General features: G+C 62.8%; 17 protein-coding genes. 9 read left to right on the top strand and 8 right to left on the bottom strand.

Going from position 1 to position 24,367, the window contains the following annotated elements:
* Nucleotides 1-14 precede the first annotated feature (14 nt).
* Nucleotides 15-3,755 (bottom strand): Ti-type conjugative transfer relaxase TraA, encoded by a 3,741-nt coding sequence (gene traA / locus HBB12_RS33100; protein WP_236993698.1) that lies wholly within the window; start codon nucleotides 3,753-3,755, stop codon nucleotides 15-17.
* 538 nt (nucleotides 3,756-4,293) lie between these two features.
* Here traA and HBB12_RS33095 point away from each other — a divergent pair.
* Genes HBB12_RS33095 through HBB12_RS33085 form a run of 3 tightly spaced genes read left to right on the top strand, consistent with a single transcriptional unit; the run spans nucleotide 4,294 to nucleotide 6,759 of the window.
* A complete protein-coding gene (locus HBB12_RS33095; protein WP_236993697.1) occupies nucleotides 4,294-4,572 on the top strand; it encodes a TraC family protein in 279 nt (92 codons plus the stop codon).
* A complete protein-coding gene (gene traD / locus HBB12_RS33090; RefSeq protein ID WP_236993696.1) occupies nucleotides 4,556-4,753 on the top strand; it encodes a conjugal transfer protein TraD in 198 nt (65 codons plus the stop codon). The genes HBB12_RS33095 and traD overlap by 17 nt, the downstream gene beginning before the upstream one ends.
* A complete protein-coding gene (locus tag HBB12_RS33085; RefSeq protein ID WP_236993695.1) occupies nucleotides 4,750-6,759 on the top strand; it encodes a type IV secretory system conjugative DNA transfer family protein in 2,010 nt (669 codons plus the stop codon). Before traD ends, HBB12_RS33085 begins: the two co-directional genes overlap by 4 nt.
* Before the next feature lie 184 nt (nucleotides 6,760-6,943).
* On the opposite strand, the gene HBB12_RS33080 is transcribed toward HBB12_RS33085, so the two are convergent.
* Nucleotides 6,944-7,117 (bottom strand): hypothetical protein, encoded by a 174-nt coding sequence (locus tag HBB12_RS33080; RefSeq protein WP_236993694.1) that lies wholly within the window; start codon nucleotides 7,115-7,117, stop codon nucleotides 6,944-6,946.
* A gap of 645 nt (nucleotides 7,118-7,762) precedes the next feature.
* Between HBB12_RS33080 and HBB12_RS33075 the strand changes: the two genes are divergently transcribed.
* Complete coding sequence (locus tag HBB12_RS33075) at nucleotides 7,763-8,155, top strand: hypothetical protein (RefSeq protein WP_236993693.1); 393 nt, start codon at nucleotides 7,763-7,765, stop codon at nucleotides 8,153-8,155.
* A gap of 39 nt (nucleotides 8,156-8,194) precedes the next feature.
* Here the strand turns inward: HBB12_RS33075 and HBB12_RS33070 are convergent, their stop codons facing one another.
* Together HBB12_RS33070 and HBB12_RS33065 are read right to left on the bottom strand one after the other, a co-directional pair.
* Entirely contained in the window at nucleotides 8,195-9,121 is a 927-nt protein-coding gene (locus HBB12_RS33070; RefSeq protein WP_236993692.1) for a DUF2493 domain-containing protein, read from the bottom strand.
* A 341-nt stretch (nucleotides 9,122-9,462) separates the two neighbouring features.
* A complete protein-coding gene (locus tag HBB12_RS33065; protein WP_442919409.1) occupies nucleotides 9,463-10,248 on the bottom strand; it encodes a DUF7146 domain-containing protein in 786 nt (261 codons plus the stop codon).
* Nucleotides 10,249-10,888: 640 nt separating this feature from the next.
* Between HBB12_RS33065 and HBB12_RS33060 the strand changes: the two genes are divergently transcribed.
* From HBB12_RS33060 to HBB12_RS33045, 4 genes are all read left to right on the top strand, one after another.
* Nucleotides 10,889-13,051, top strand: a complete 2,163-nt coding sequence (locus tag HBB12_RS33060; protein WP_236993690.1) for a type I secretion system permease/ATPase — start codon at nucleotides 10,889-10,891, stop codon at nucleotides 13,049-13,051.
* A gap of 2 nt (nucleotides 13,052-13,053) precedes the next feature.
* Entirely contained in the window at nucleotides 13,054-14,454 is a 1,401-nt protein-coding gene (locus HBB12_RS33055; RefSeq protein ID WP_236993689.1) for an HlyD family type I secretion periplasmic adaptor subunit, read from the top strand.
* Between the two features lie 397 nt (nucleotides 14,455-14,851).
* Nucleotides 14,852-17,764, top strand: coding sequence for a beta strand repeat-containing protein (locus HBB12_RS33050; RefSeq protein ID WP_236993688.1), 2,913 nt, complete (start codon nucleotides 14,852-14,854; stop codon nucleotides 17,762-17,764).
* A gap of 619 nt (nucleotides 17,765-18,383) precedes the next feature.
* Nucleotides 18,384-18,845, top strand: a complete 462-nt coding sequence (locus tag HBB12_RS33045) for a GNAT family N-acetyltransferase (RefSeq protein ID WP_236993687.1) — start codon at nucleotides 18,384-18,386, stop codon at nucleotides 18,843-18,845.
* 158 nt (nucleotides 18,846-19,003) lie between these two features.
* On the opposite strand, the gene HBB12_RS33040 is transcribed toward HBB12_RS33045, so the two are convergent.
* From HBB12_RS33040 to HBB12_RS33025, 4 genes are all read right to left on the bottom strand, one after another.
* The gene (locus HBB12_RS33040; protein ID WP_336886979.1) at nucleotides 19,004-19,534 is read right to left on the bottom strand and encodes a 2'-5' RNA ligase family protein; all 531 of its coding nucleotides are present in this window, start codon (nucleotides 19,532-19,534) and stop codon (nucleotides 19,004-19,006) included.
* Between the two features lie 94 nt (nucleotides 19,535-19,628).
* Nucleotides 19,629-20,441 carry a methyltransferase domain-containing protein gene (locus tag HBB12_RS33035; protein ID WP_236993685.1) on the bottom strand — a complete coding sequence of 271 codons (813 nt, stop codon included), beginning with the start codon at nucleotides 20,439-20,441 and terminating at the stop codon, nucleotides 19,629-19,631.
* Nucleotides 20,442-21,034: 593 nt separating this feature from the next.
* Entirely contained in the window at nucleotides 21,035-21,565 is a 531-nt protein-coding gene (locus HBB12_RS33030) for a hypothetical protein (protein WP_236993684.1), read from the bottom strand.
* A 551-nt stretch (nucleotides 21,566-22,116) separates the two neighbouring features.
* Nucleotides 22,117-22,698, bottom strand: a complete 582-nt coding sequence (locus tag HBB12_RS33025; RefSeq protein ID WP_236993737.1) for a recombinase family protein — start codon at nucleotides 22,696-22,698, stop codon at nucleotides 22,117-22,119.
* Nucleotides 22,699-22,981: 283 nt separating this feature from the next.
* On the opposite strand from HBB12_RS33025, the gene HBB12_RS33020 reads away from it, so the two are divergent.
* Nucleotides 22,982-24,010, top strand: a complete 1,029-nt coding sequence (locus HBB12_RS33020; RefSeq protein ID WP_236993683.1) for a hypothetical protein — start codon at nucleotides 22,982-22,984, stop codon at nucleotides 24,008-24,010.
* The last annotated feature ends 357 nt before the right edge of the window (nucleotides 24,011-24,367 follow it).

The following is a 24,367-nucleotide window of genomic DNA, read 5'->3' as shown; positions in this document are numbered from 1 at the left end:
AACCTGCGGGAGCGTCAGGGCGTCAGCCCGGGATCTCGGTCACGGTTGAGGTCCCGGCGCTGATCCACGCTCCGCTGCGGCTGTACGTCGACCTGCTGATCGAGCTCGCGGCGCAGGACCTGAGCGATCAAGTGATCCAGGCTGCCCTCCTTGAGGTAGGTGGCGACGAACCCAGCCCCGGACAGGATCTCCCGCTCTTCGCGCGTGAGCCACTGCCCCGGTCCGAGCCCCTTCTCGGCCGTTCGCCCGATCGCCCCGCTGGCGCCGAACCGGTCGGCGACGGCACTCGCGAATGCCTCGATTTCGGCACGTTGCTCGGAGGTCGCCACGGCCTTCGCGACGACGGCATCGAACGCCCGAGGATCGGTACCAGGCGTCCGGGCGATCGTGATCAGCGCCGCGGCGGCGGCCGGGCACAAGCCCGGCACCTCGACCGCGATGCGCCACCGGTAACGCTCCTCCTCCGGACGCATCTTGTCAGCCATGAACGAGAACATGTTCTTGAGGTCGATGGCGGACCTCCTGAGTTCTCGATAGGAGGCTTCCGCCTTCTCCCGCTCCTCCTTCTCGGCCTTCGGAACGAACCAGCCTTTTCGCCCCCGCAGACCGCCATAGGCCTCGGGGTCAGCAAGCAGGTCATCGATCCGTCCAGGGTAGCCTTCTCCGGACGTGCGAAGCTGGCCGTAGATCGCCTTGTAGAGGCTGGCGGGATCCTTGACCGCGTTGCGGATCCTGAGTCGCAACACGTCGAGTTCCGCCTTCAGGTGTTGCTGCGGATCGACCCGACTTTCGAGGACCGCATCGATCGCCGCTTCGTCGTAGGGAACGGCGGCCAGGAACGGCTCGAGCGGTACCTTGACCTCTGCCGTTTCCGCCGGCTTGGACGGGATCGTTTCGGGAGCCGCAGGGCGGGATGCTGCGAGCGCCTGCCAAGCTGCGGTAAGCCGCCCTGCGAGGCCGCGCAGGCGCCGCCAACGCGCCTGCGCGGTGCGGATCATGGTGCGCGCCCGCTTCGCGAGCGCAGGCGCGAGGACGGCGTGGCCGTTGAGACCACGCCGCTCCGCAAAGGCCGAGGCGAGCGCCCGGATATCCTGTGGTCGCACCCGGTCGGCGATGTCTGTTTCCGCGCTCTCCAGACGGGCAAGAGCCGCGTCGAGCGCGGCCAAGGCCGGCGAGCCGGAGGCGTCGACAACGGCAGCGGCGGGCTTCGGGTCGGGGCCGATCGAAGCCGCGCCGCTTCCCGCCTCGAGGCGACCTGCGAGAGCCGAGAGATCCCTGGCGATCCGCTTGGCATCGAGCAGCGGAAGATCGCTCGCGCGGTCGTGGACCTGCTCCCCATCCATCGGCTCGGGCGGGCGCGTCAGCCCGACGGCGGCCTCACGGAATGCGGCCTCGCCGGCATGATCCAGGGTCGAGGCCTTCGAGCCGTCCCGCGACAGCCGGCGCGTCAGTCCGTCGAGTGCTGCCGCATCGAGCACGGCCGGCACAGGCTCAGGTCCGAGCTTGGCCTTGCGCCAGTTGGGGATGAAGTCGGCGTGGGCACCGTGGAGAACGACGCTGTGGCGATGGCGCGTCATCGCCACGTAGGCGAGGTGGCGATCCATGCCGGGCGTGGCCAGCACATGCACCCGATCGAGGGTCGCGCCTTGGCTCTTATGCACGGTCGCAGCGTAGCCGTGATCGAGGTTGCGGTAGGCCTCGGCATGGACCTCCACTCGCTCGCCGCCGCCTCTTCCGTCACGATCGAGCCTGACCGTGAGCCGACCGCTCGACGCGGCCTCGACCGTGGCCAGCATGCCGTTCTTCACCCCGAGCTGGCGATCGTTCTCCAGGAACAGCACGCGGTCGCCGGGCGCGAACATCCGCTCGCCGCGGGCCGTGATGAACCGGGCCTCTTCGGCCAGCATCCCGTCGGCCTTGAGCGCGGAACGCGCCAAGGCGTTGAGCGCCAGAACGTCGACGTTGGTCTGGGCCAGGATCAGCGTTTCGCTTGCGCGACCGTCGGGCTTGGCGGCGAGGTAATCCGGCTTCCAGGCCGCGATCAGCGCCTCGCGCGCACCCGCGCGATCGGACGTGAACCGCACCATCCCGGCTTCGCTATAAACGCCGAGTGCCGCTGCCGCCTCGCCCCTGGCAAGCGCCACGCTTGCACGCCGCATCGCCGGATCGGCCTGGCGCCAGATCTCCGACAGCTCGGCGTAGCCGATCGTCTCGACGATCGCCCGGAAACCCGCACCGGCCTCGATCGGCTGAAGCTGCTGCGCGTCGCCGACCAGCACCAGTTTGGCGCCGCGGCGCTCCACCTCCTGCACGATCCGCGAGAGCTGCTCGGAGGCGACCATGCCGGCCTCGTCGAGCACGAAGACGTCGCCGGGTTTCAGCACGTCACGCTCGTGCTTCCAGGCGAGCTCCCACGAGGCCAGCGTGCGGCTGGTGATCCCCGCACTCTTCTCCAATCCCTCGGCCGCCTTGCCGGCGAGCGCCCCGCCAATGACGGCGTGACCGGCCCCGATCCAGGCCGCGCGTGCGACGCCGAGCATGGTCGATTTGCCCGCACCGGCAAACCCCACGACGGCCGCGATCCGCTCAGACGCCGTGACGTGCCGGACCGCCTCGCGCTGCTGCTCGGACAGTTCCGGACGGGCGGCGATGGCACGGTCGAGCGCTCGCTGTGAGATCCCGTGACTGGCATCGGCGTAGAGCCGTCCGGTCGCGGCCTGCATCAAGATCTCGGCCTGGAGCAGCGCCCTCGTGGTCCATCGCGCGGGCGATACTACGCGCCCGCTCTCGGGATCGAAAACCTCCTCGGCGACGGCCACGAGTTCGGGTGACTGGCCAAGCCTGAGACGCACCGCCTCGAACGCGGCCGGGTCGTCGATATAGCGGAAGACGGCGCGGGCGATGTCGCGCTCATCGAACACGCTCTTCTCGCGCGAGAGGATCGGCAGCAGCTTCTCCGGATCGGCGATGATCGCCTGCGCATTGCGGGCGCGCTTTTTTTTCTCCTCCTCGACGCGATCGGAGACGGTGCCGCGCAGGTTGGAGGCCTGGACGCCAATATGCTCCGTCGGTTCGATCTGGATGCCGGCCTCGGCGTGCGAGCGGTGGTCGATGCGCAGGTCGAACCCGGCGGCGGCCAGGTGGGTATTGGCCACCTCTGCCCATGAACGGCGCCATGGCACGAGGTGCTTCATCGGCCCCGCCATGCGCTCGTAGCGGGGCTTTCCGTCCTCACGGTGGAGGATATTGCCATCGCGATCGCGGGCGAAATCGTGCTTGGCCGAGAACCCGGTCTCGGTCAGCTGTCGCAGCGGGACCATGACGTGGAAGTGTGCGTTACCCGGCACGTCGTGCAGGGCCCAATCGGCGACGAGGCCCCGGGATGTGATCTCCGTATCGATCCAGTCGCGGGCTAGCGCCACGTTCTGCTCGATGGTGAGTTCGTTGGGGAGCGCGATGTTCATCTCCATCGCGTAGCCGGTGCCCTTCAGACCCTCCTTCTTCTCGACGGCGTTCCAGAGAAAGGCCGAGGCGCCGTTCTCGCTGCGACCGTCGATGGCGGTGCGGAACCAGGCAGGAACTTGAGCCGGAAGGCTCAACTCGGTGTGCGCGACGTGCTGCTTGCCCTCGTAGGTAATGATCTTGCCGTCGCTCTCGCGAGTCATGGTCGTAGCGCGCCGATAGGCGGCGCTGGCAACGGCACTCTTGCCGGCACCGCGACTAATGACCTGAGCCGAGAGGTGATAGATGGCCATGCGAGGATACCGAGCTTGGCCATTAGCAGCTAACGTAGGGAAATGCAAATTTCCCCATAAGTGCGCCCCTTCGTGAAACTCAGGGGACTTTGCGGAGGCGCTTCGCGCCGAAGCTCCGCTGAAAGCAGGCCCCCAAAGGGGCCTGAAGAATTCCGCCCGGCTGAGGCCGGCCAGCGCGACGCGAGACAGCGAACTGACGGCCGAGGCCTTGGGTTATCGGGGTGTCGTGGTCGGTCGAGGCCGGCTCGAACCGGCGTCATCGAACCGGCACTGGTCGCGCCGCCGGAAGGGGAGGTGAGAGACCCAAACCCCGGCCTCAAGCTCGGCCGTTCAGGCGCGTATGCTGGCTTGAAGGTTCGCGACCTGACTGGGGTATCCAACCGCACTCTAAGCCTAACATGACCGAGAGTGTGACGTTGGAAACACGGGTCATCCCATCCTGAACCTGATTACGCCGCCTCTTCCTGACGCAGCGTTTCGCATTCTCCGCGACGATGTTAACCAGCCCGGCCCACCACACACTGTGAGAGAGACATCCATGGCCAGGCCGAAGACGCGCGAGGCGATCTTGACCGAGATCGAGGCGCTGCAAAAGAAGCTCAAGGCCCACGACAAGGCCGAGGCCGAACGAATCGGCAACCTGGCCATGAAAGCCGGCCTTGGGTCGATCGACATTCCCGAGGAGGTTCTGGCCAAGGAGTTCGAGGCTCTGGTCGCGCGATTTCGTGCGGAATACCCGGAGGTGGCGCAGCCCCAGGCAACGCGACGTCGAGGCGCTCGACCGGCTCCGGAGGGAGCTGATGAAAGCGCAGCTTGAGGAGCGGCGGCGGGACGCACACCGCAAGATCCAGCTCGGCGGCCTGATCGTGAAAGCGGGGCTCGCCGATATTCCGACCAACGTCCTACTCGGTCTCCTGGTCGAGGGTCGTGATCGCATCCGCGATCCTGCGGTGGAAGAACGGCTCGCCCGCCTTGGCGATAAGGAGTTCAAGGCATGAAGTGGATCTACGGTGCCATCGCCGTCGCGATCGGCCTCGCCCTGCACCTCGCGTTCGCGCTGGTTCTCGGCCCGCTGGTCGGGGCGTTCTACGTCGTCGAGCCTGGCCACTCGATGATGGTCCAGGCCATGCGGGTGGCGGCTGTCACCTTCCCTGCGCTCATCCTGTTCGCCGCCTCCGGCCTTGCGCGAACCGGCGAAAGTGGTCGCGTGGTCGCGGCGTTCTCCTCGCTGTTCCTGATTGGGCTTTGCGTCTGGACGGTGCGGCAGGAAATCACCCGACTGACCGCCCTCAACCCGGGCGCGGATACGCGAGCGCTGCTGCGCCAAGCCGATATCCCGCTGTTCTGCGCAGTGTGCTTTGCGGGCTTCGTCGCCTTCATCGCACCGGTCGTTTCACTGGTGCGGGTCAGGAAGACCACGCGCGGCTACAATAAGCCGATCCGCTCGAAATCCGCCGCCCACGGCGATGCCGAGTGGGCGTCATTGAAGCTGGCCGGTGAGCTGTTTCCGGAGGACGGCGCACTGGTGCTCGGCGAGCTATACCGGCCCGACCTCGACCCGAAGACCACGTCGCGGATCTTCAAGCCGAACGATCGCAAGACCTGGGGCTCTGGCGGGCGCAAACCGCTGATGGGGTTCAACGCCGATTTGGGCTCCGGACATGGCCTGATCTTCTCCGGCTCGGGCGGGTTCAAAACCACCGGCACGGTGATCCCGATGCTGCTGTCGTGCCCGTGGAACGCGGTCGTGCTCGACCCCTCGACCGAGCTTTATCCGATGCTCGTCGAATACCGGGAAGCGATGCGTGGCCCGAGCAACCGTCGACGCGTGTTCTGCATCACGCCGAAGGACCCGATGAGCGGGTTCAACGTGCTCGACTGGATCGGTCGGGGGGAGAACTCGGCCGAGAAGGACATCGCGGCCGTGGTCGGCTGGATCGCAACAGGCCCGGTCAAGCGCGCCGACCCCAACGATTTCTTCCGAAACTCGGCGCTCCAGCTCATCCGTGGGGTGCTCGCCTATATCTGCCTCAACAAGGGTTTCGACGCGACCAAGCCACGGACGTTGCGCACCCTGCGCGAGATGATCTCGCAGCCCGAACCGGACTTCCTGATGCAGCTCGATTGGATCCTCCGGGCCGAGGAAAAGGACTCGTTTGCCGCGCTCGCCCTCGGCCCATTCAAGTCGATGACGCCGCAGACATTTTCGGGCGTCTACGCGACCGCGGCCGACCTGACGAACTGGCTGTCGTTCAAGGAATACGCCGCGATCGTGTCTGGCGGAAAGTTCTCCAGCCTCGACCTCATCGACGACGATATCGACGTGTTCGTGGCACTCGATCTCCAGACGCTTCAGGATTATCCGGGGCTGGCGCGTGTCATCATCGGCGGTATGATGAACGCGCTCTATCACGCCAACGGCAAGGTTAAGGATCGCGTCGCGTTTATCCTCGACGAGGCGGCGCGGCTCGGCAACATGAGCCTGCTCGAGGTCGCGCGCGACGCCGGCCGGAAATACGGCATCGTGCTCGTGATGGTGTATCAGGCGCTGGGCCAGCTTCGCCAGCAATGGGGCGACAAGGACGCCGTCAGTGCGTGGTTCGAGTCGACCTCGTGGCAGTCGTTCTCCGCCGTCACCGACGTCGAAACGGCCAAGGCGCTTTCGGAGCGGTGCGGGTATTTCACGCAGGAAGTCGTGTCCTACAGCCAGCAGGCTCGCACGGGCAAAGGCTCGGGCGGTGTGAGCCTGTCGGCCTCGACCTCGCTTCACAAACGAGCGCTGATCATGCCCGACGAGATCATCAACACGATGCGGCGGGACGAGCAGATCCTGTGCGTGCCCGGTGTCGAGCCGATCCGCTGCGGCCGAGCGATTTATTTCCGTCGCGAGGACATGAAGAAGCTCGTCGGTGACAACCGCTTCTTCCTCCGCGAAGCGCAGGAAGCGGAGGATTATCTTGCCGAGTTCGAGAAATCTCTGGAGGACGCGCAAATGGCGGCGTAACCGGCAGCCGGACGGGCCGCTCGCCGCGACGCCCGTCGCGGTGAAACCCGTCCGAGAGGACGGTTCGGCGGCCGCGCGCACGGGGGGACGCCGAAGGCTTTCTTCGCGCGCTCCGTACCAGGGTAAAGCCCCCCGATCGCCGGGGTCGAAGGCCGCCGGTTGGGCGGCCCTGGAGGAGGGGGTTTCAGCCCTCCGGGGGCAGCTGGGCGACCCGGGCCTGGGCGGCCTTCAGCTCGGCCTGGATGGTGCGCCGCTCGCGCGGGCAGGAGATGGAGGCCAGCTCGGCCTGGAGTTCCGCAACGTGGGTCACGAGGGCGTAGCGGGCGTGGGCGGGGAGGGTCGAGGTGGGGCGCGGCATCGGCGGGGTTTCCTGAGGCGCAGGGACCGTCCCTGCGCGATGCGACCCCCCAAACAGGCGGCGGCTCCGCCTGCACCCCGAAGGGGCCGGAGCGCAGCGGAGGACCGGCCGGACTGACGATTTTGTCCCGCGAGGAATGGCGCGAAGCGACAGGGGAAAATCGTCTGGCCGGACGGTTGCGGGCGGAGACGCCGTCTGTTCCCTTGTCGCCATCGTGTAGGGACGGTCCGTCGCTGTGGCGACCTCGCTGCCGCGCTTCACCGCCGGTCCCGCATGGGGCGGTTCGACAGGACGCCGGGCTTGCCGGATGGGGCGAGGTGGCCGTCTCCCACCCTCGCCGTGGGTCCAGATTGGCGCGGGAGGGCGCCCCCACCGCGCCGCCGCGTCTCGTGATGGCGCCCGCTCCTGACGCCTCCAGCCTCGCCACCCGACCAGATGGGCTCCCTCGCCGGGGAGGAGCGCTTCCAGCCTGGCGCAGGAACCTCCTCAGCCGCTCTCCGCGGCAGTGCTGACCGAATGTTGAGGCTGTGCTACCTAGCGGACTATCGGCACAACTCTGGGGCAAGCATGGCCGGAAATTCCCTCGCTCCCTTCACCTGCTCTGATGCGGTCTCAGGCCCTTTTCCGGCGACGTCTTGGTCGACCGTGAAGGCCATCTTCGAGAGCCCTGTCTCGCTCCGGCTCGAGGTCGGGTATCCGGCCAATCTCCGCCTCACCTTGACCGTCAGCGGCGTGCCCATGTTCGCCATTGGGGTCGAGGATGTGGGCGAGTTGATCGAGGGGTTCCAGCTTGGCGGGGAACCCGTCGTGTCCTGTGAGCGCGCCGTCGTCTCACTGGTCCAGGTCGGGGATGTGGTGCTCTACAGCGACGCCCTCACCAAGGTCTCCATCCCGCGCGGGGCCTACGATCGCCTCGCCGCCCTCGTGACGGAGCTGATCGGCGATCCGCGCGTCGATGCGGCCTTCCAGGAGACCTATCTCCAGCTTGCCCAAGAGGCGCGGGCCGCCGCCTGGGGCCCGGCCTGTCGGGAGCAGTAGCGGCCCGACCACGGACCGCCACCGGAGGGGTCCAGCGCTTCACGCGCCGGCCTTCACGCCCCGCCGGACGGGGATACCCTTGGCCATCGCCTTGTCGGCGAGGTTGTCGGAGATCCCACCGCCGGGGAAGTGGACGACCCCGATCGGGGCCTGCTCCAGGATCTGGTCGTTGCGCCGGAACGGGGCCGCCTTGCTGTGGCGCTTCCAGTTGGGCTTGAACACCACCTGGGCGACCTGGCGGTGCGCCGCCCACTTCGCGGCGATCAGCTCGGCGCCCTCACCGCCGCCGTGCATCAGCACCATGTCGGGGTACTTGGTCCTGACGCGGTCCAGGGTGTCCCAGATCACCGACACGTCCTGGAACTGCTTGCCGCCCGTGAAGGCGATCCGGGTGCCTTGCGGCAGGTGGATCTCGGTCTCGGCCCGGCGCCGGGCGCTAATGAAGTCGCGCGAGTCGATCATCGCTGCGGTCATGGTCGCCCGGTTGACCTGCGAGCCGGAGCGTGGGCGCCACAGCGACTTGGTGATCCGGGTGAACCGGTGGGCGGCCTCGTCGCGGGAGTACTCGAAGGCGTTGCGGCGTTCCGAGAGCGTCTGGCCGAGGGCGATGAGCCGCTCCAGCTCGACCGACAGCACCTCGCTGCCGTCCTGCTCGCGCTGGCTCTGGCGCTGCGCCTGCTCGTTCTCGTCGAGCTTGCGTTCGATCGTCTCCACGCGGCGGTGGAACACGTTGACCATCCCCCACAGCACGTCCTCGAGGTCGTCTTCCAGGCGGGTGCCGGCGAAGGCCTCCTCGATCGCGGACATCGCTACATAGAGGGCATGGTCCAGCTTGCCGGAGTGGGGTAGGGGCCGGGGATCGTCGTGCTCCTCGAACGGGCGGTAGCCGGTGGCCGAGATTTCCTCGAGCAGGGTCGGATCGGCGGGCAGGTCCTCGTCGAGATCGTGGGTCAGGTGGTCGAGCATCGCAGGCTCCTCTGGGGTCCGGGGGCTCGCGTCCATCGCGGCCTTCATGGCGACCCAAGGCCAGGCTCGGGGTCCTGGCGCACCCGCGTGAGGATCCGCATCGCAATCCGGCGATGCGGCCACGCGGGCCGGAGCGGAGCGGAGGACGGCTCTGCGGCCGTCGATTTTGTTTCGCGATGCAAAGCCGCCCTCCGGGCGGCGGCGGAAAATCGTCGGATGCGGGCCGTTGCGCTAAAGGTCCCCCGACCTGGCACCAGTCGCCTTCTCAAGAAGGCCGTGGATGCGCGCTCTCTCGGCCCGGGCCGGGCCATAGGTCGAGCCTCAACCCGGGGCTCGGCGGATCAGGCCGCCAGGGCATCCTCGAACTGGAGGTGGGCCACCGCGTCGTTCGGGTCGAGCTGGGGCGCGAGATGCAGAGCGAGATCCCGCGGGCCGATGGGGCAGGGGTCGGTGTTGAAGTCGTCCTCGCGGGGATCCAGGTCCGTCACCAGGATGCCCCCGGCCTCGGCGCGCCGGCGCAGGGTCGCGGTACCGCTCTCGCCAGTTGGATCGGCGTCGCGGGCGATGTAGAGGTGGCGCAAGCCGGGAGGAAGGATCAGGGCGGCGAGGTGGGCTCCGGACAGGGCGGCGACGTGCGGCACCGCCGGCAGGATGCGCTGGACCGACAGCACCGTCTCCACGCCTTCGCCGGCCACCATCAGGTCGGGCACCGTGCCGGGGAAGCGCACCCCGTGGCCGAGCTGGTTGCCGAGGGTCCGCCGCGCGTCGCGCACAGACGCCTTGTTCCGCCCGTCCAGAGCGAGCCAGGTCCGGCCGACCGCCATGACGGTGCCCGCCAGGTCGGTGACGCTGGCCAGCAGGGCCGGATGATAGGCGTCCGGGCCCGGGGGCTCCTTGGCCGAGGGCCGGTACAGGCAGCGCGGGTGGAAGCGCAGGGACGCCTGGTCGACCGCATGCTCGAGCCCGCGCGAGCGCAGGTAGGCTGCCGCGACGGTGCCCGGCACCGGCCGCCCGTAGCGTAGATGCGGCGGGCCGACTCGACCGCGTCGCAGGCCTTCGGGCAGCGAGCGTGCCCACCCCACCGCGGGCGGCTGGGGCAGGGGTGCCTCCCATGGCTTTGACACCATGGAGGTCGACTGCGCCGCCTCTCCGGATGCTGCTCGCCCTCGCATAAGGGGGGCGTATGGAACCAGGCATACAGCTAGCGCCACTGGCCACGAGCCCGGATGTCGGTTTCGTCGACGCGCGCGGATCCCCAGTGCGGAGTTGCAACCATGGGTAGCTGACCCTGCGGTGGCTGTACATTTCGAAATTCACCAAATTAATCGCGCTTATTTCCCTCCAGCAAAATCTGGCAACTCTTTTGTAAATAGATATATTTGTGCAACAATTATTCACATATGCGTGATTGCAAAGCTTTCGAGGTGACGCTAGGAAATAGCAGAGCTAACCCTCGGTTGCCTGACGCCACCGCGACGCCAGCATCCCCTGTGGAGCCCACCGGAATGCCGTTGAGCCGCCTCTCCCCTGCTGGCTGCCGCGCGTCGGCGCCATGTTTCGTCCAGTCCGCGACCATCACGGTCGACGCCACTCGCTGACCCGAACCGGCCCTGCGCCAACGCGACGGCGTCACCGTTCTCTCAGGTTGGACGGGCGCATCCGGCGCCCGGTCCCGTCTCACGGTCCGTGGCATCTTGGGCCCGTAGGCCGATCCGCCCCATACGGGCGAGCTGGTCGCGACGGCCTCTCCTCATCACGAGAATGACCTTGTCGGCACAGACGATCAGCCTGGCCTCCCCGGCGCTTGCGCCAGCGCCGGCTCCCGCAGAGAGCGGCGCCGCGGCTCTCGCCCTCGTGGCGGCCCTCAACCGGCGCGCCCTCGACCTGCCCCGCCTCCTGCACGAGCACGGCCGGCCGGGCCAGCCGCTCTCCCTCGGCGAGCTCGTCCTCGCCGCCCGCCGCAACGGCTTTCGCGCCCGCGCCGTGCGGACGAACGCGGATCGGCTCGCACGCACCCCGCTGCCGGCGATCGGCCGCGATCGTGCCGGCCGGTTCTTCGTCCTCGCCCGCCACCAGCCCGGCCGCACCCTGATCCAGCGGCCCGGCGAGGCCCCGACGGTCTGGAACGCGGCCGAGCTCGCGCAGGCCTGGTCCGGCGATCTCGTCCTGCTCACCCCGCGCGAGGATGCGGCCACGGGCGAGCGGGCCCGCTTCGATCTCGCGTGGTTCCTCGCTGCCGCCGGCCGCTTCAAGGCCCTGTTCGGCGAGGTGCTCGCCGTCTCCTTCGTGATCCAGCTCCTCGCCCTGGTCACGCCGCTGTTCTTCCAGGTCGTGGTCGACAAGGTGCTGGTCCACAAGGGTCTGACTACTTTAGATGTCCTAGTGATCGGCCTGGTGGTCGTCACCGCGTTCGAGGCGCTGCTCGGCTACCTGCGCACCTACCTGTTCGCCCACACCACCAGCCGCCTCGACGCAGTGCTGGGCGCGCGCGTCTTCGGCCACCTGCTCGCCCTGCCGATCGCCTATTTCGGCGCAAGGCCCACCGGTCAGACCGTGGCGCGGCTACGCGAACTGGAGAACATCCGCCAGTTCCTGACCTCCTCGGCGATGACGCTGACGGTCGATCTCCTGTTCTCCGGCCTGTTCCTGGCGGTGATGCTGGCCTACAGCCCACTCCTGACCCTGATCGTCGGGCTCGGCCTGCCGCTCTACGTGGTCTTGAGCCTGACGCTGACCCCGCTGATCCGTCGGCGCGTCGACGAGAAGTTCCGCTGCGGCGCCGCCCAGCAGGCCTTCCTGGTCGAGAGCCTCGCGGGGATCGAGACGCTGAAGGCCATGGCGGTCGAGCCGCAGGCGCGCCGCCGCTTCGACGAGGGGCTGGCCGCCTACATCGCCGCCTCGTTCCGGGTCGTGTCTCTCGCCGCCGCCGGCAGCCAGGCGATCCAGCTCGTCGCCAAGTTCACCACCGCGCTGGTGCTGTGGTTCGGCGCCCATGCGGTGATCGACGGCGATCTCACGATCGGCGCGCTCGTCGCCTTCAACATGCTGGCCGGCCAGCTCAACCAGCCGGTACTGCGGCTGGCCCAGCTCTGGCAGGATTTTCAGCAGTTCCGCCTCTCGGTCGAGCGGCTCGGCGACATCCTCGACAGCCCGAGCGAGCTAGCCCAGGCCAGCACCCGGCAGGACCTGCCCCCGATCGCCGGCGCGATCCGCTTCGAGGGGGTGAGCTTCCGCTACCGCCCGGACGGGCCGGAGATCCTGCGTGGGGTCGACCTCGCGGTGCGCTCCGGCGAGGTTGTGGGAGTGGTCGGCCGCTCCGGCTCCGGCAAGTCGACGCTGACGCGGCTGATCCAGCGCCTGCACGTACCGGAGCGCGGCAAGGTGCTGGTCGACGGAGTCGATCTTGCCCTGATGGATCCGGCCTGGCTGCGCCGGCAGGTCGGGGTGGTGCTGCAGGAGAACGTGCTGTTCGCCCGCACGGTGCGCGAGAACATCGCGCTCGCCGATCCCTCCCTGCCGATGGAGCGGGTGATCGCGGTGGCGCAGCTCGCCGGGGCGCACGAGTTCATCCTGGAACTGCCGCAGGGCTACGACACGGTGCTGGAGGAGCGCGGCGCCAACCTGTCGGGCGGGCAGCGCCAGCGTATCGCCATCGCCCGGGCGCTCGCCACCGACCCGCGCATCCTGATCTTCGACGAGGCGACGAGCGCCCTCGACTACGAGTCGGAGCGGGTGATCCAGGCCAACATGCGGGCGATCTGCCGGGGCCGCACGGTTCTGATCGTGGCTCACCGGCTCTCGACGGTGCGGGGCGCCGACCGGATCCTGGTGATGGAGCGCGGGCAGCTCGCCGAGGAGGGCAGCCACGCCGATCTGGCGGCGCGCCCGGGCGGGCTCTATGCCGGCCTCGTCGCGGCGGCGGGAGCGTGACGATGGGCGAGGTGATCATTCTCGACGTCGCCCCGCAGGGCGCCGGCCGGATCGAGCGGGCCTTCCTGCCGGCGCATCTGGAACTCCTGGAGACGCCGCCCTCGCCGACCTTGCGGGCGACCGCCTGGACGGTGATGGCGCTGGTGGCCGGGGCGGTGAGCTGGGCCTCCTTGAGCCGGATCGAGATCGTCGCCACGGCACCGGGGCGGCTGGTACCGGTGGGCGAGGTGAAGCGGGTGCAGCCGCTGGAGACCAGCGTGGTGAAGGCGATCCACGTCGCCGAGGGCGACCACGTCGTCGCCGGCCAGGTGCTGATCGACCTCGACCCGACCGAGGCCTCGGCCGATCTCGAGTCGACGCGCACCGAGCGGATGCAGGCGCTGCTCGATGCGGAAGCGGCGCGGCTGCTCCTGACCGAGGCCGAGGATCCGGTGATCGCCGCCCTGCCGGAGGTGGAAGCGAGCCTGCTCGAGGCGACCCGGACCCAGGTGCGGCTGCAGCTCGCCGCGCACCGGGCCGAGCTGGCCGAGCTCGGCCAGGAGATCGCCGACAAGCGCGCGGCGCTCGCCGCCAAGGCGGTGGAGGTGGGCCGCAACGCCGAACTGACGCCGCTGGCCGCCGATCGTTACGAGACGCAGAAGGGGCTGTTCGAGCGCGGCAACACCTCGAAGCTGACGCTGCTGCAGGCGCAGACCGACCTGATCGACAAGCGGGCGGAAGGCAAGAGCCTGCCCGAGCAGGACCGGCAGCTGCGGGCTGAGATCGCCGGGCTGGAGCAGAAGCGGGCGCAGGCGCGGGCGCAGTTCCTGCGGCAGGCCGCCGAGCAGCGGGTGAAGGCCCTGCAGCGCCTGGCGCTGGCCGACCAGGCCTTGCGCAAGGAGCGCGAGCGCGAGGCTTTGCGGCACCTGCGGGCGCCGGTCTCGGGTGTGGTGCAGGATCTTACCGTCCACACGCTGGGCGGTGTGGTGAGCGCGGCCGACAGCTTGGCGATGGTGGTGCCGGACGATACGCCGCTGGAACTGGAAGCGGTGCTGCCGCACCGGGAGGCGGGGTTCGTGCGGGAGGGCCAGCGGGCCGAGACGAAGCTGGAAGCGTTTCCGTTCACGCGGTTTGGCACCCTGCCCGGGACGGTGCGGCTGGTGAGCCGGGAGGCGAGTGGGTCTGGCCCACCGGCCAGGGACCGGAAGCTATCAGATGCCGGGGCGCGGTTGAGCGCTGATGAGGGTGGCTATCGGATCGTAGTACAACTGGACCGGGCAAGCGTGGATGTCGCCGGACGCGCGGTACCTTTGCGGCCTGGTATGGCGGTGAAGGTAGACGTTGTGACAGGGTGGAGGCGATTGATTGCATTTCTGCTCGATCCGGTCACAGCCTATGCTTCCGAAGCAGGGCACGAAAGATAATTTTATGGAAAACGCAAGATCAGAAAATCATATCCCAAGGCATAAACTATTTATATATAATTCGATTATTGCATTATCAATAACTGCATTCCCATTGTTATTTATATCAGCAATATTTATAAATATTGCTTACGGAAATGACAATAAATATCCAAAATTTATTATGGTTGCGTCAGCATTTTTTATAATTCCGTTCATCTCTAGCTTAATGTACTTACTGTGGAATAAATCAGAAAAAATGAGCAAAGTTTCAGATTTGATAGAAAAAAACAGACTAAAAATTATTTTCATATTTTTTCCGTCGATATTTATAATAATTTCTTTGCTACGTCACGCTCTGTCATAAAAATACAGTAGTCACGAAAAATAAACACTATCCCAAAAACAGGAGATAAACATGGCTTCGGCTGGTAAGCTTGTCGAACTGTTCGGCAGAGGTACGTCTGTTATCAATGGGTATGACTCTATTGAAAACATGGGTCCAAATAATATAGATAAATTAAACACATCTGCTCAGTTGGCGGCAGCATCTGCTGGAGTTTTTGCTGGTTTAAGCCCTGGTACTGCGATATCAGCAGGGCTTTTAGCTCTAGATACTCAATTTACAAAATTTGTATATGATATAAATAATAACGCGTCATTCAGTACTTACGCCTCTGACACTGTTGGTCTTTTCAGTGATGTTGCTATAATTGGTGGCGGCGTAGCCTCATATTTAGACAATAAGCCGATGGGAACAGCCTTTGGTATTCTTGGTGCCACTACAGATATAGCAGGCGTTGCATTTAATCATCCTGGCTGGGTTATGGATAAGGCTCAAGCAGCTATCGACAGTATTTCGTCGGCCGGTTCATCCGCAGCTAGCTCACTTGGTAATATGTTAGAAAATCTTAAAAATAATTTATCTAATTACAGTGATCAAACAAATTATCAAAATATAAATCCGTCGCAAGAATATAACAATACACTAAACACAGTTGCGCAAAATTTTTCTGCAATAATAAATAACGTGGGAATTGAATCCATTTCATCATATATTCCGGAATCAGATACAGCGACAAAAACAACATGGGGTGGTAATAACGGAGATTATCATGAAATAATAGACGGCGATACTATCCAGCTCCCAGAAATACATGTCACAGATCAAGAGGAAAATGTTGGAGCAAATACTGCAGTAAATGTTTTTGGATCCCAAGATAAAATAAATATGATTGCGAACAGTGGTTCATATGTAGGAGTTTTTGGTCAGAATCAAACATTAAATGGAGATACTGGAAATAATACCGCAAATATTGGCGGGGATGGAACCTCTGCGATTGTTTCCGGCGCAAATGGCGTCGGAGGTTATGTTGGTCTAGTTGGCAATAATCAAAGCCTTACTCTCACCAACTGGGGGGCGACTGTCCAAACTGCCTCTGGCGTAACCGGTGAAAACATCAGCGGCTCATACTCAAGCATCACTCTCGGCGGCAATGCCAGCGCTGGCATCTCCGGCTCGAACGACACCCTCGGCTTCGGCGGGTCGAACGGCTTCGCCGGCATCCAGGGTACAGGCGAGACCATCAACAACAACGACGCCTCCAACCTCGTCAACATCAACGGCAACGGATCCTCCGCCACCGTTAACGGTGATGTCAGCATCGGTCTCTACGGATCGAACCAGTCCGTCACGCTCGACAATGCCGGCGACCACCTGACCGTCTATGGCGGCTTCACCAGCGAAGGCATCAACGGTACCGGCGATACCATCACTCTCGGCGGCAATGCCAGCGCTGGCATCTCCGGCTCGAACGACATTCTCGGCTTTGCCGGGTCGAATAGCTTCGCCGGCATCCAGGGCACAGGCGAGACCATCAGCAACAACGACGCCTCCAACCTCGTCAACATCAACGGCAACGGATCCTCCGCCACCGTCAACGGTGACGTCAGCATCGGTCTCTATGGATCGAACCAGTCCGTCACCCTCGATAGTTCCGGTGATCACCTGACCGTCTATGGCGGCTTCAATGGTGAAGGCATCAACGCCACCGGTGACACCGTCGCTCTCGGCGGCAACGCCGGTGCCAACATCTCGGGCAACGGCAACACCATCAACCTGCAAGGCAATTCGGGCGATCAGATCGGCGTCACAGGCACCGGTGTCGTCGTCTCCGGCGATAGCGGCAACGACACCGTCAACCTCGGCGCCGGCACTTCCGCCACCGTCTACGGCGGCGGCTATGTCGGCTTGTGCGGCAACGACGACACCCTGAACCTCGACGGCGGCAACTTCACCATCGCGACGGTGTCGGGGGTTCGCGAGGAAACGATCAACGGCTCGAATGAGACGATCGAATTGCCCAGCAACGTCCATGTCACGGTCAACGGCTCGGGCGATACGATTTACGGCATGCAAGGTGGCGATGATGTAACGATCAACGGTTCTTACGATACTTTCGACGGGAACGCCGATGAGGTGAACCTCGAGGGTAACATCTCGTCTGACCGGGAAGGAGGAGACAACGATTCATTTTTTGATAACGGCTCCTATGCCGGTGGCACGAATAACGACGGGGGCTTTGGATCTGATCCTGGTGACGGGGACGAGTGGGACGATTTCGATCCCGTCGTCCTCAATCTGCAAGGACAGGCGGTCCAGACCGTCGGCATCGATCGCTCCCAAGCCGCGCTCGACATCCATGGGACCGGCACACGGGTGAAGGTCGGCTGGGGCACGCCGGGGGAAGGATACCTCGTCGATCTGCCGGCCGGGAAGTCGGCAGTGACCGGAGACTCCGACCTGGTCGCCAGCTTCGCCGCCCTGCGCGCCCTCGATAGCAACCACGACGGTCGCATCGACGCCCACGATGCCGCCTGGTCCAACCTGAAGGTCTGGGTCGACCCCACCGGTCATGCCGACCCGTCACAGGGCTCGCTCGTTTCGCTCGATCAGCTCGGGATCGCCAGCATCGACATTGACGCCACCCCCGACCGGCACAGTGATAACGGCAACGTGATCCTGAACGACAGCACCTTCACCCGGAAAGATGGATCGACCGGCGACATCTCCGGCGTGGCGTTCCGGGCTGCCGGCGACGGGTCGCATCCAGTCAGCCCGCTGACCATCCTTCCTCCGGCCGCGATCGCTGCGGCGCCTCCGAGCCTCGCCGCCCAAGCGAGCCAGCTCGCCGCGGCCATGGCTGCCTTCGGAGGTGCGGGCGGCAGTGAGACGGGCCTGCATACGGTGCCGGCAGCGGTTCAGGGCACACTGACCATCGATCCGAGCCAGACCGGGCACGCGACGCAGCCGTTGCGCCACGCCGCCTGATGGTGTCGCGGTCCGGGGTCTCTGGATCCCGGACCGCACGACGATCGCTCACTGCTGCGGAGAGCCGTCGCCCTTGGGGGCATCCGCTCTGCGCAGTGGGTTCCTCCCGAGCCAATGCGAGGCCCCGCGATCGGCTGGCGTGCGCAGCCAGCCAAGGCTGAGTTTTTCAGCCGGAGTTCCGACCCGTACCGGACAGAAACCCGCTCGAGGCGACGACCGCGAGTTGCAGCTACGCCTTTGCGTTCAGCCTGCCAGATACAGCCCCTTCTGCCACCCGCCTCACCTGACCCGCGGAAGGGCTCGGAGACCCGCACCATACACGAGCCATGCGCGGCCGATCCTGTCCGTAGGAGTATACCCTAACGGATTTTCAGCATCGCTTTGGCCCGCTTTCGACCGAGGCTGTGTGAAATCTCGGACGCTGTAGAAGGATCTCCCCTCGTATACCCAGGACGCCGCCAGCATGGGCAGGCCAACGACCTATCAGCCGCCACCCCGAGGGGGCTGAACACCGGCCGTGCAGAAGATTGTTCTACAATCTCATGCTACGTCCGAGTTTTCACACAGCCTCGACCCTGAGCGGCTGTTCGCGCCAGGAAGGCCAAGCTACGATCTCGGCATGACCACCCTCGTCGTTCGGACCGCAGATCACGCCGACCTGCCGCGCCTCTTGGACCTCTACATCCACCTCAACCCGGACGACGCGCGCTGCTCGCCCGAGGACGCCGGTACCGTTCTCGATCACCTGCTACGCTACGACGGCAGCGTCGTCCTAGTGGGGGCGATCGGAGAAGCCTTGGTCACAACTTGTACGCTCGTCGTGATCCCGAACCTGACCCGCGGCGGCAAGCCCTACGCGCTGATCGAGAACGTCGTCACCCACGCCGATCATAGGGGAATGGGGTTCGGGCAGACGGTTCTCCGCGCGGCTGTCGAGCGCGCCTGGGAAGCGAGGTGCTACAAGGTGATGCTGATGACCGGTTCGAAGAAGCCGTCCACGCTCGCGTTTTACGAGGCGGCAGGTTTCGAGCAGTCCAAGACGGGCTTTCAGGTCAGGCGGGCAGCAGTCCGACCCGAGTGAAGGCCTGGGCGTCGTTGATCGCCGCCCGTCGAGCTTTTCGTCGGAAACCAAGTGCTTTTCGTACGTCCACGATGGCCGGCTGTGCATACGGGTTGGGCCCTGACGGACGCTTCATGGGGCTGTTTTCAACCCGTTATGGGCATCCTGAACTCCGTTGCTTACGACAGCCTTCGCAAGTCGAAAGGCTTGATAGGCGGAAAATAGATGCAGTCGATAGCGTCGAAGATTACGTCGAACACACTGCTACTGTTGCGGACGTAAGCCAGTGCAGCCTCATGCTGATCACTCCTTACCTGCGTCCCCAGCGTGCAGTGAGGCTTCCACATTCCAGGGCGGTAATGCAGCCGACAAGAAGTAGGATTGATGGTGGCGTGAATTGTTTCGTGGATTTTCCGCAAGACTACGCTAGGACGGGGCGAAGCCCATAGAACCATCGGCGGCCCATCAAAGCTGCAGATGGCGTCAAAGGTCAGTGTCAGCGGGCCCAGGTTTCTGCTGGCTTCATCGAGTGCCCTCCGAACCTCATTTTCTCCCACCACATCACCCTCGTAGATGGCGAGTGTAACGTGGGGCGGGTAGCCGAGGAGAGCCATCGAGGGCTGATCCTCGAACTGCTGGACAACATCCCACAGCGCACGAATTATGCCTGCACTCGGATGGTCGCTCCGAAGTGAAATTGCGAACCCCATGCCCTGCCCCCCGGAGATGCCGCGTCTCATTTACTAAAGGTCAGCTTCTCACCCTAAGCAACCGTAGCTGTCGGTGATCTCCGCGTGGGTGCTGTCATGGGGCGTAGGCCGTCACGATCCAAACCGACGCCGTAAGGCTGACCAGCGCGTGATCGCCGAGCTTTGCCAATGCTGCCCGCAATCGTGGTTCTGCATCCGCCCGTAGGGTCGGGTGCTCGCGCACGATCTTCCCGAGAGATCCGACCTTGAGCAGCACTGCGGTCATCGCATCGAGATCGCCGCTCGACACTCTCGCGTTGTGCGCGCGAAACCCGATCCCGTCGAAACCTGCTTGTCCCAGGACGCCGTCAATGACGCGCGGATCGGCGAAGCTGAAGGGGGCATCATCGGCCACGCCGGGGATACCAGCGGCGGTGAGCGGCAGGTGATCGAGTTCGTTCTGGTCCAACGCCTGCCAGCAGACGAAAGCGAGCTTCCCACCCGGACGGAGCATCCTGCGGAAGTTGGTGAAGGCCGCAACGGGATCGGCAAAGCCCATGACGCCGAAGCGCGAGTAGACCGCATCCGCGCTCCCGGACGGCAGGTCGATCGTCTGGGCGTCAGCCTCGATTACTCTAACATTCGGAAGAGAGCGCGTGCGTTGGGCGGCTACGGCGAGGAGTGGTTGAGCCACATCGACGCCGATGACCTGGCCGCTGGCTCCCACGATCTCGGCGAGTTGGCCAAGGGTCTGGCCTGCGCCGCAGCCTATGTCGAGCACCGTGGCGCCCGGTGAAGGTGCGAGAGCCGCCATGGCCTCCAGCCCCAGCGGTGAAAGCTGTCTATCGATGAGGGGATAGGCTTCGACCCACGCCTGCGCGTGCAGCGAGCGGGACCGCGGACCGACAGGCGTGCGTGGATTGAGCATGGAGCTAGCCTAGCAGGCAGCAAGCGGATCGTCTGCAAACCACCTACAGCGGCCGGCAGCGCGGTGCTCCAAGGTGCGTTCGTTATTCCGGCCGTCCGAAGGGGCATACCGTAGCGGACAGGGCCACGGCGTGCCGAGATGCCGTCCGATAGGGTCGCATCCGCCCAACGGATAGCCGAGCATGCGGGCACCAGCCGAGCGGACGGCGGTACGGCCGGGCGTTCCAATTGGGCGTGCCCTACCGGACCGGTTCAGCCTGGCTCCGGAAACGTTCCACATAGTTGTTTTGACATCTTGGAACGCGCCGGCTCCTATGTCTCAGAGATATATGGAAGAAGTACTATGGATGTAATATTAGCATTAGAAAATATTTAATGCGATTGCATAGATATCATAATAATTTTTATAATATATCATCAGAAGCATAAACTGCATAACCGTTAATAATAAAATTTTTTAGCACTACTGTTTTTATTAAAAGACGCACAATTTTAAAATAATTATAATATTATATTTACAACTGAATCATAAGAAAATAAGATTTTATATTATAAATAAATAGATTACGATAATGTTTTTCAGTCAATATATAACTACTTTATAGCCTCTTCTATTACTTTGACAATGTTGGCAATCTTGTGGCCCTCAGACGTAAGCTGAAGCTCTGATGTATAAATATCTGCATGTTGAAGTTGGATATAGCCCAAATCTGATAATCTCTTAACCCTGGACTCAAGTTTTTCTTTTGATGGACGCAGACAATCGCTGTAAAAATCTGCTGGCAAGTTAGGCCTCCTATCGATTTGGCGAATAAATCTGTAATCATTGCCGGAAAATTTCAAAGTTTCTGGTCCAATAATCATTCCTTCTGGTGTATTAATTGGTGGTTTTATCATTATATAGAAAACACATCCTATTAATAATATTAGACTAATTACCATTCCTAAAGATATTATCATTTTAGTTTGCTGATCACTGCCAGGAATAATAGCAAGCATAACGGCTTCATTTATCAATACTGTTAGAACAAAGAATGCCAAAGGCGTTTTAACTTTTTCCAAAGCCATGCCTCGGATATTCAATTTTTTATCGATATTTTTGTCTTGGCTTCGAGCTGTTGACATGGCTGGCACCTCAATAATTGGAATGACTTACGTTGGTTTTTATTTCACGTTTGACAAGAATGTAAAGTCGATCTCGCGAGTCACAGTTGTCACGGTCCAGTTAGTTCGGCAGCCACCGGTGTGCTCGTAGCGGACCGGTCAAAGGTAGGATTAGCCTCAGCCTTTCCGGTAGTGTCCTAGCAGTCACGCGGCTGGTAGCGCCTCGGAGTCACCACGCTGGAAGGTGCAGCGACACAGCCGCACCGTGTTCTCCCGCATCCCAGACGCTGCGGAGATGCCGGGGCAAGTCCAACCCGACCGCGTGATCGCTCGCGCCCGGTCCGTCTGCGGACGGTCCAGCCCGCTCGCCAAGACGACCAACTTCTCGCGCTGCTCAGCTGCCGCCGTCAATCTGGATCCTTCTGCCATGATCCGACTTGCCTCCATTCAGAGGAGAGCGAAGCACATGGCCTATTGGTTGAGAAACCCAAACCAACCTGCATCGAGCACGGCGAGCCTGGATTGCTTGTCGCTCTTCCTGTCCGTAGGGGTGCCCCGTCGGACGCTTTCGCTTACTTTGTGGGCGGCTGCCACCCAATCCGCTCAAGCGTATCGAGCAGCGTCGAGCGAGGCACCTTGAACGACCGGCAGACTGAGGCCTTGCTGGCGCCGCCGTCGAGCGCCGCCGTGATCTGCTCGAGCTGCTCCTTGTTGATCGCCGGCGGTCGCCCACCGTGGCGCCCCCGTCGCCTAGCCGCCGCGAGACCGGCGATTACGCGCTCCCGGGTGAGCTGGCGCTCGAATTGGGCCAGCGCCCCGAACAGCGAGAACAGCAGCTCGCCGTGCGGTGTCCCAGTGTCCATCGCCTCAGTGAGCGAGCGGAAGGCGACGCCGCGCTTCCGCAGGTCGCCCATGACCTCCAGGAGGTGTGGGAGGCTGCGGCCGAGCCGGTCGAGCTTCCACACCACGAGGGTGTCGCCCGCCTTGAGATAGGTGAGGCAGGCCTTCAGCCCGGGCCGGTCGTCCCGGGATCCGGAGGCGTGGTCCTGGTAGAGGTGCCGGTCGTCGACGCCGGCGGCCATGAGCGCGTCGCGCTGCAGGTCGACCGATTGGCGCTCGTCGGCCGTCGACACCCGCATGTACCCGACCAGCATGTACGGAAAACCCTTCAAACCCCATTTCCGCACATAACATCAATCCGATAGGGTTTGTCGTATATTTTCCCCTTCGAGGGCTGGCGCGCCGCCAGGTCGGCGCAGCCCCTGTCGGCAAACACATGTTTGCCGACAGGGGCCTCAGTCGAGGGCGGCTCGGCTCACACGGAGGGTCGACGGTGCGGTGAACGAGTAGATGCAGCATAATAGTGTAATTTGGCTGGCTTGACGGCCTTGCGAACTAGTTGTTTGATAGCGGTTCTCGAACTTAGGTGGCAGATTCATGTTTAAATGGTTCGATCCCGCAATGGCCCGACGTGTTGACGAATTAACGCGCGATCATTGCGAGCCAAAAAGAGGTTTGGGAGAATTAAAACAGCTTGGAAATCTGTTTAATGAAGTCTATCTATTGAGTCTTTATCAAGAAATGGCGGCAGGAATAATCCGGAACACCAGATATGGCGCGGTATTGCAGATTAAACTAGCATGGATTGACAAAATACCACTCGCTAAAACATCAGCAAAACCAATAAAGACGGAACTGGGCGATGCAGTCCTCTTTGCCATTGAAGAAAGGAGGATTGTTGGTCAAACTGTTCCGATAGCGCGGAGCGCCAAGGCCGTTATCTTGCAGGCAAAAATTACAGAAAGATATCAACAAATTAAAAAGCCCACCGTTCCTATTGCTCCGATGACAGGAAGCACTAAGGACGAATACGATCTACTCTCTGCTTGGCCGCCCTTCGATTTATATAAAACTTCTGGAAGCGGGGCGGCCAGGGCAACCGGAATTGTACTCAATGCAACGGGTACAAAGCCGCAGCCGTTTGGCTGGTATATGGCGGCGCCGAAGGCCAAACACATTCCTTCGAATGTCGACACAACTTGGCCATCTTGGTGGATGCTGGGACCGCCGGTTCAGGGCCATGACTGCGTCTTTAGCTTCGGAAGTTTTTTAAGATACTTTCTTAATGGAATGCCCATTCCAACAAAAAGCGGCCCTCTGACAGCAGGGGCATCTTTCAGTTGTCCAAGCTACCCACCCGATACAGCGAGCGCATCTGGATGGGATCGTGTTTGTGCTGAGATTATCAACATTGTAGAGGATCCAGATATGCACGCACCACAGTCTGTATTCGGCGTTAATACAAGTCGTATGGCATCCGTAGATGAGATATATCTAGATTTTATATATCCTATAGAGTTATATAATACCTTTTTGTCGCCTTATTTAATAAATAAATATAGATTATGGTCATTCAATCCAAGTCAGCCGTTCGATTGGTATGCTCATCGACCTGGAAAAAAATGAGAGAAAAGGGCGAAATATGCATAAGAAGACGCCAGTTTTAATATTCAGAACTGCAATTTATGGAGAAGATTAAAAGGAAGTTGTTATATTGCATCAGAAATATGTCATCTAGCTACGATCATGATGTCGGAAAACACCTGTTTTCCGTATACCCGGCTCTGAAATGCCGAATGACCGAATGGGGTCGGATGCAGACCCATGAAGCGCCCCGTCAGGATCCGGCCGGCATACTTTCTTCGCGATGCAAAGCCGCCCTCCGGGCGGCGGCGGAAAATCGTCGGACTGGGCCGTTGCGCCCAAGGTCCCCCGACCCGGCATCCGTCGCCCTCTCAAGAAGGCCGTGGACGCCAAGGCTCT

Origin of the sequence: Methylobacterium sp. SyP6R, from assembly GCF_019216885.1 — a bacterium.
Classification (GTDB): Bacteria; Pseudomonadota; Alphaproteobacteria; order Rhizobiales; family Beijerinckiaceae; genus Methylobacterium.
This window is presented reverse-complemented; position numbering and strand designations above follow the sequence as displayed.

What these genes read in the sequence shown, in the direction of transcription:
- traA (WP_236993698.1), bottom strand. Translation starts at nt 3,755, where the DNA reads ATGGCCATCTATCACCTCTCGGCTCAGGTCATTAGTCGCGGTGCCGGC.
- HBB12_RS33095 (WP_236993697.1), top strand. Translation starts at nt 4,294, where the DNA reads ATGGCCAGGCCGAAGACGCGCGAGGCGATCTTGACCGAGATCGAGGCG.
- traD (WP_236993696.1), top strand. Translation starts at nt 4,556, where the DNA reads ATGAAAGCGCAGCTTGAGGAGCGGCGGCGGGACGCACACCGCAAGATC.
- HBB12_RS33085 (WP_236993695.1), top strand. Translation starts at nt 4,750, where the DNA reads ATGAAGTGGATCTACGGTGCCATCGCCGTCGCGATCGGCCTCGCCCTG.
- HBB12_RS33080 (WP_236993694.1), bottom strand. Translation starts at nt 7,117, where the DNA reads ATGCCGCGCCCCACCTCGACCCTCCCCGCCCACGCCCGCTACGCCCTC.
- HBB12_RS33070 (WP_236993692.1), bottom strand. Translation starts at nt 9,121, where the DNA reads ATGCTCGACCACCTGACCCACGATCTCGACGAGGACCTGCCCGCCGAT.
- HBB12_RS33065 (WP_442919409.1), bottom strand. Translation starts at nt 10,248, where the DNA reads ATGGTGTCAAAGCCATGGGAGGCACCCCTGCCCCAGCCGCCCGCGGTG.
- HBB12_RS33055 (WP_236993689.1), top strand. Translation starts at nt 13,054, where the DNA reads ATGGGCGAGGTGATCATTCTCGACGTCGCCCCGCAGGGCGCCGGCCGG.
- HBB12_RS33050 (WP_236993688.1), top strand. Translation starts at nt 14,852, where the DNA reads ATGGCTTCGGCTGGTAAGCTTGTCGAACTGTTCGGCAGAGGTACGTCT.
- HBB12_RS33045 (WP_236993687.1), top strand. Translation starts at nt 18,384, where the DNA reads ATGACCACCCTCGTCGTTCGGACCGCAGATCACGCCGACCTGCCGCGC.
- HBB12_RS33040 (WP_336886979.1), bottom strand. Translation starts at nt 19,534, where the DNA reads ATGGGGTTCGCAATTTCACTTCGGAGCGACCATCCGAGTGCAGGCATA.
- HBB12_RS33035 (WP_236993685.1), bottom strand. Translation starts at nt 20,441, where the DNA reads ATGCTCAATCCACGCACGCCTGTCGGTCCGCGGTCCCGCTCGCTGCAC.
- HBB12_RS33030 (WP_236993684.1), bottom strand. Translation starts at nt 21,565, where the DNA reads ATGTCAACAGCTCGAAGCCAAGACAAAAATATCGATAAAAAATTGAAT.
- HBB12_RS33025 (WP_236993737.1), bottom strand. Translation starts at nt 22,698, where the DNA reads ATGCTGGTCGGGTACATGCGGGTGTCGACGGCCGACGAGCGCCAATCG.
- HBB12_RS33020 (WP_236993683.1), top strand. Translation starts at nt 22,982, where the DNA reads ATGTTTAAATGGTTCGATCCCGCAATGGCCCGACGTGTTGACGAATTA.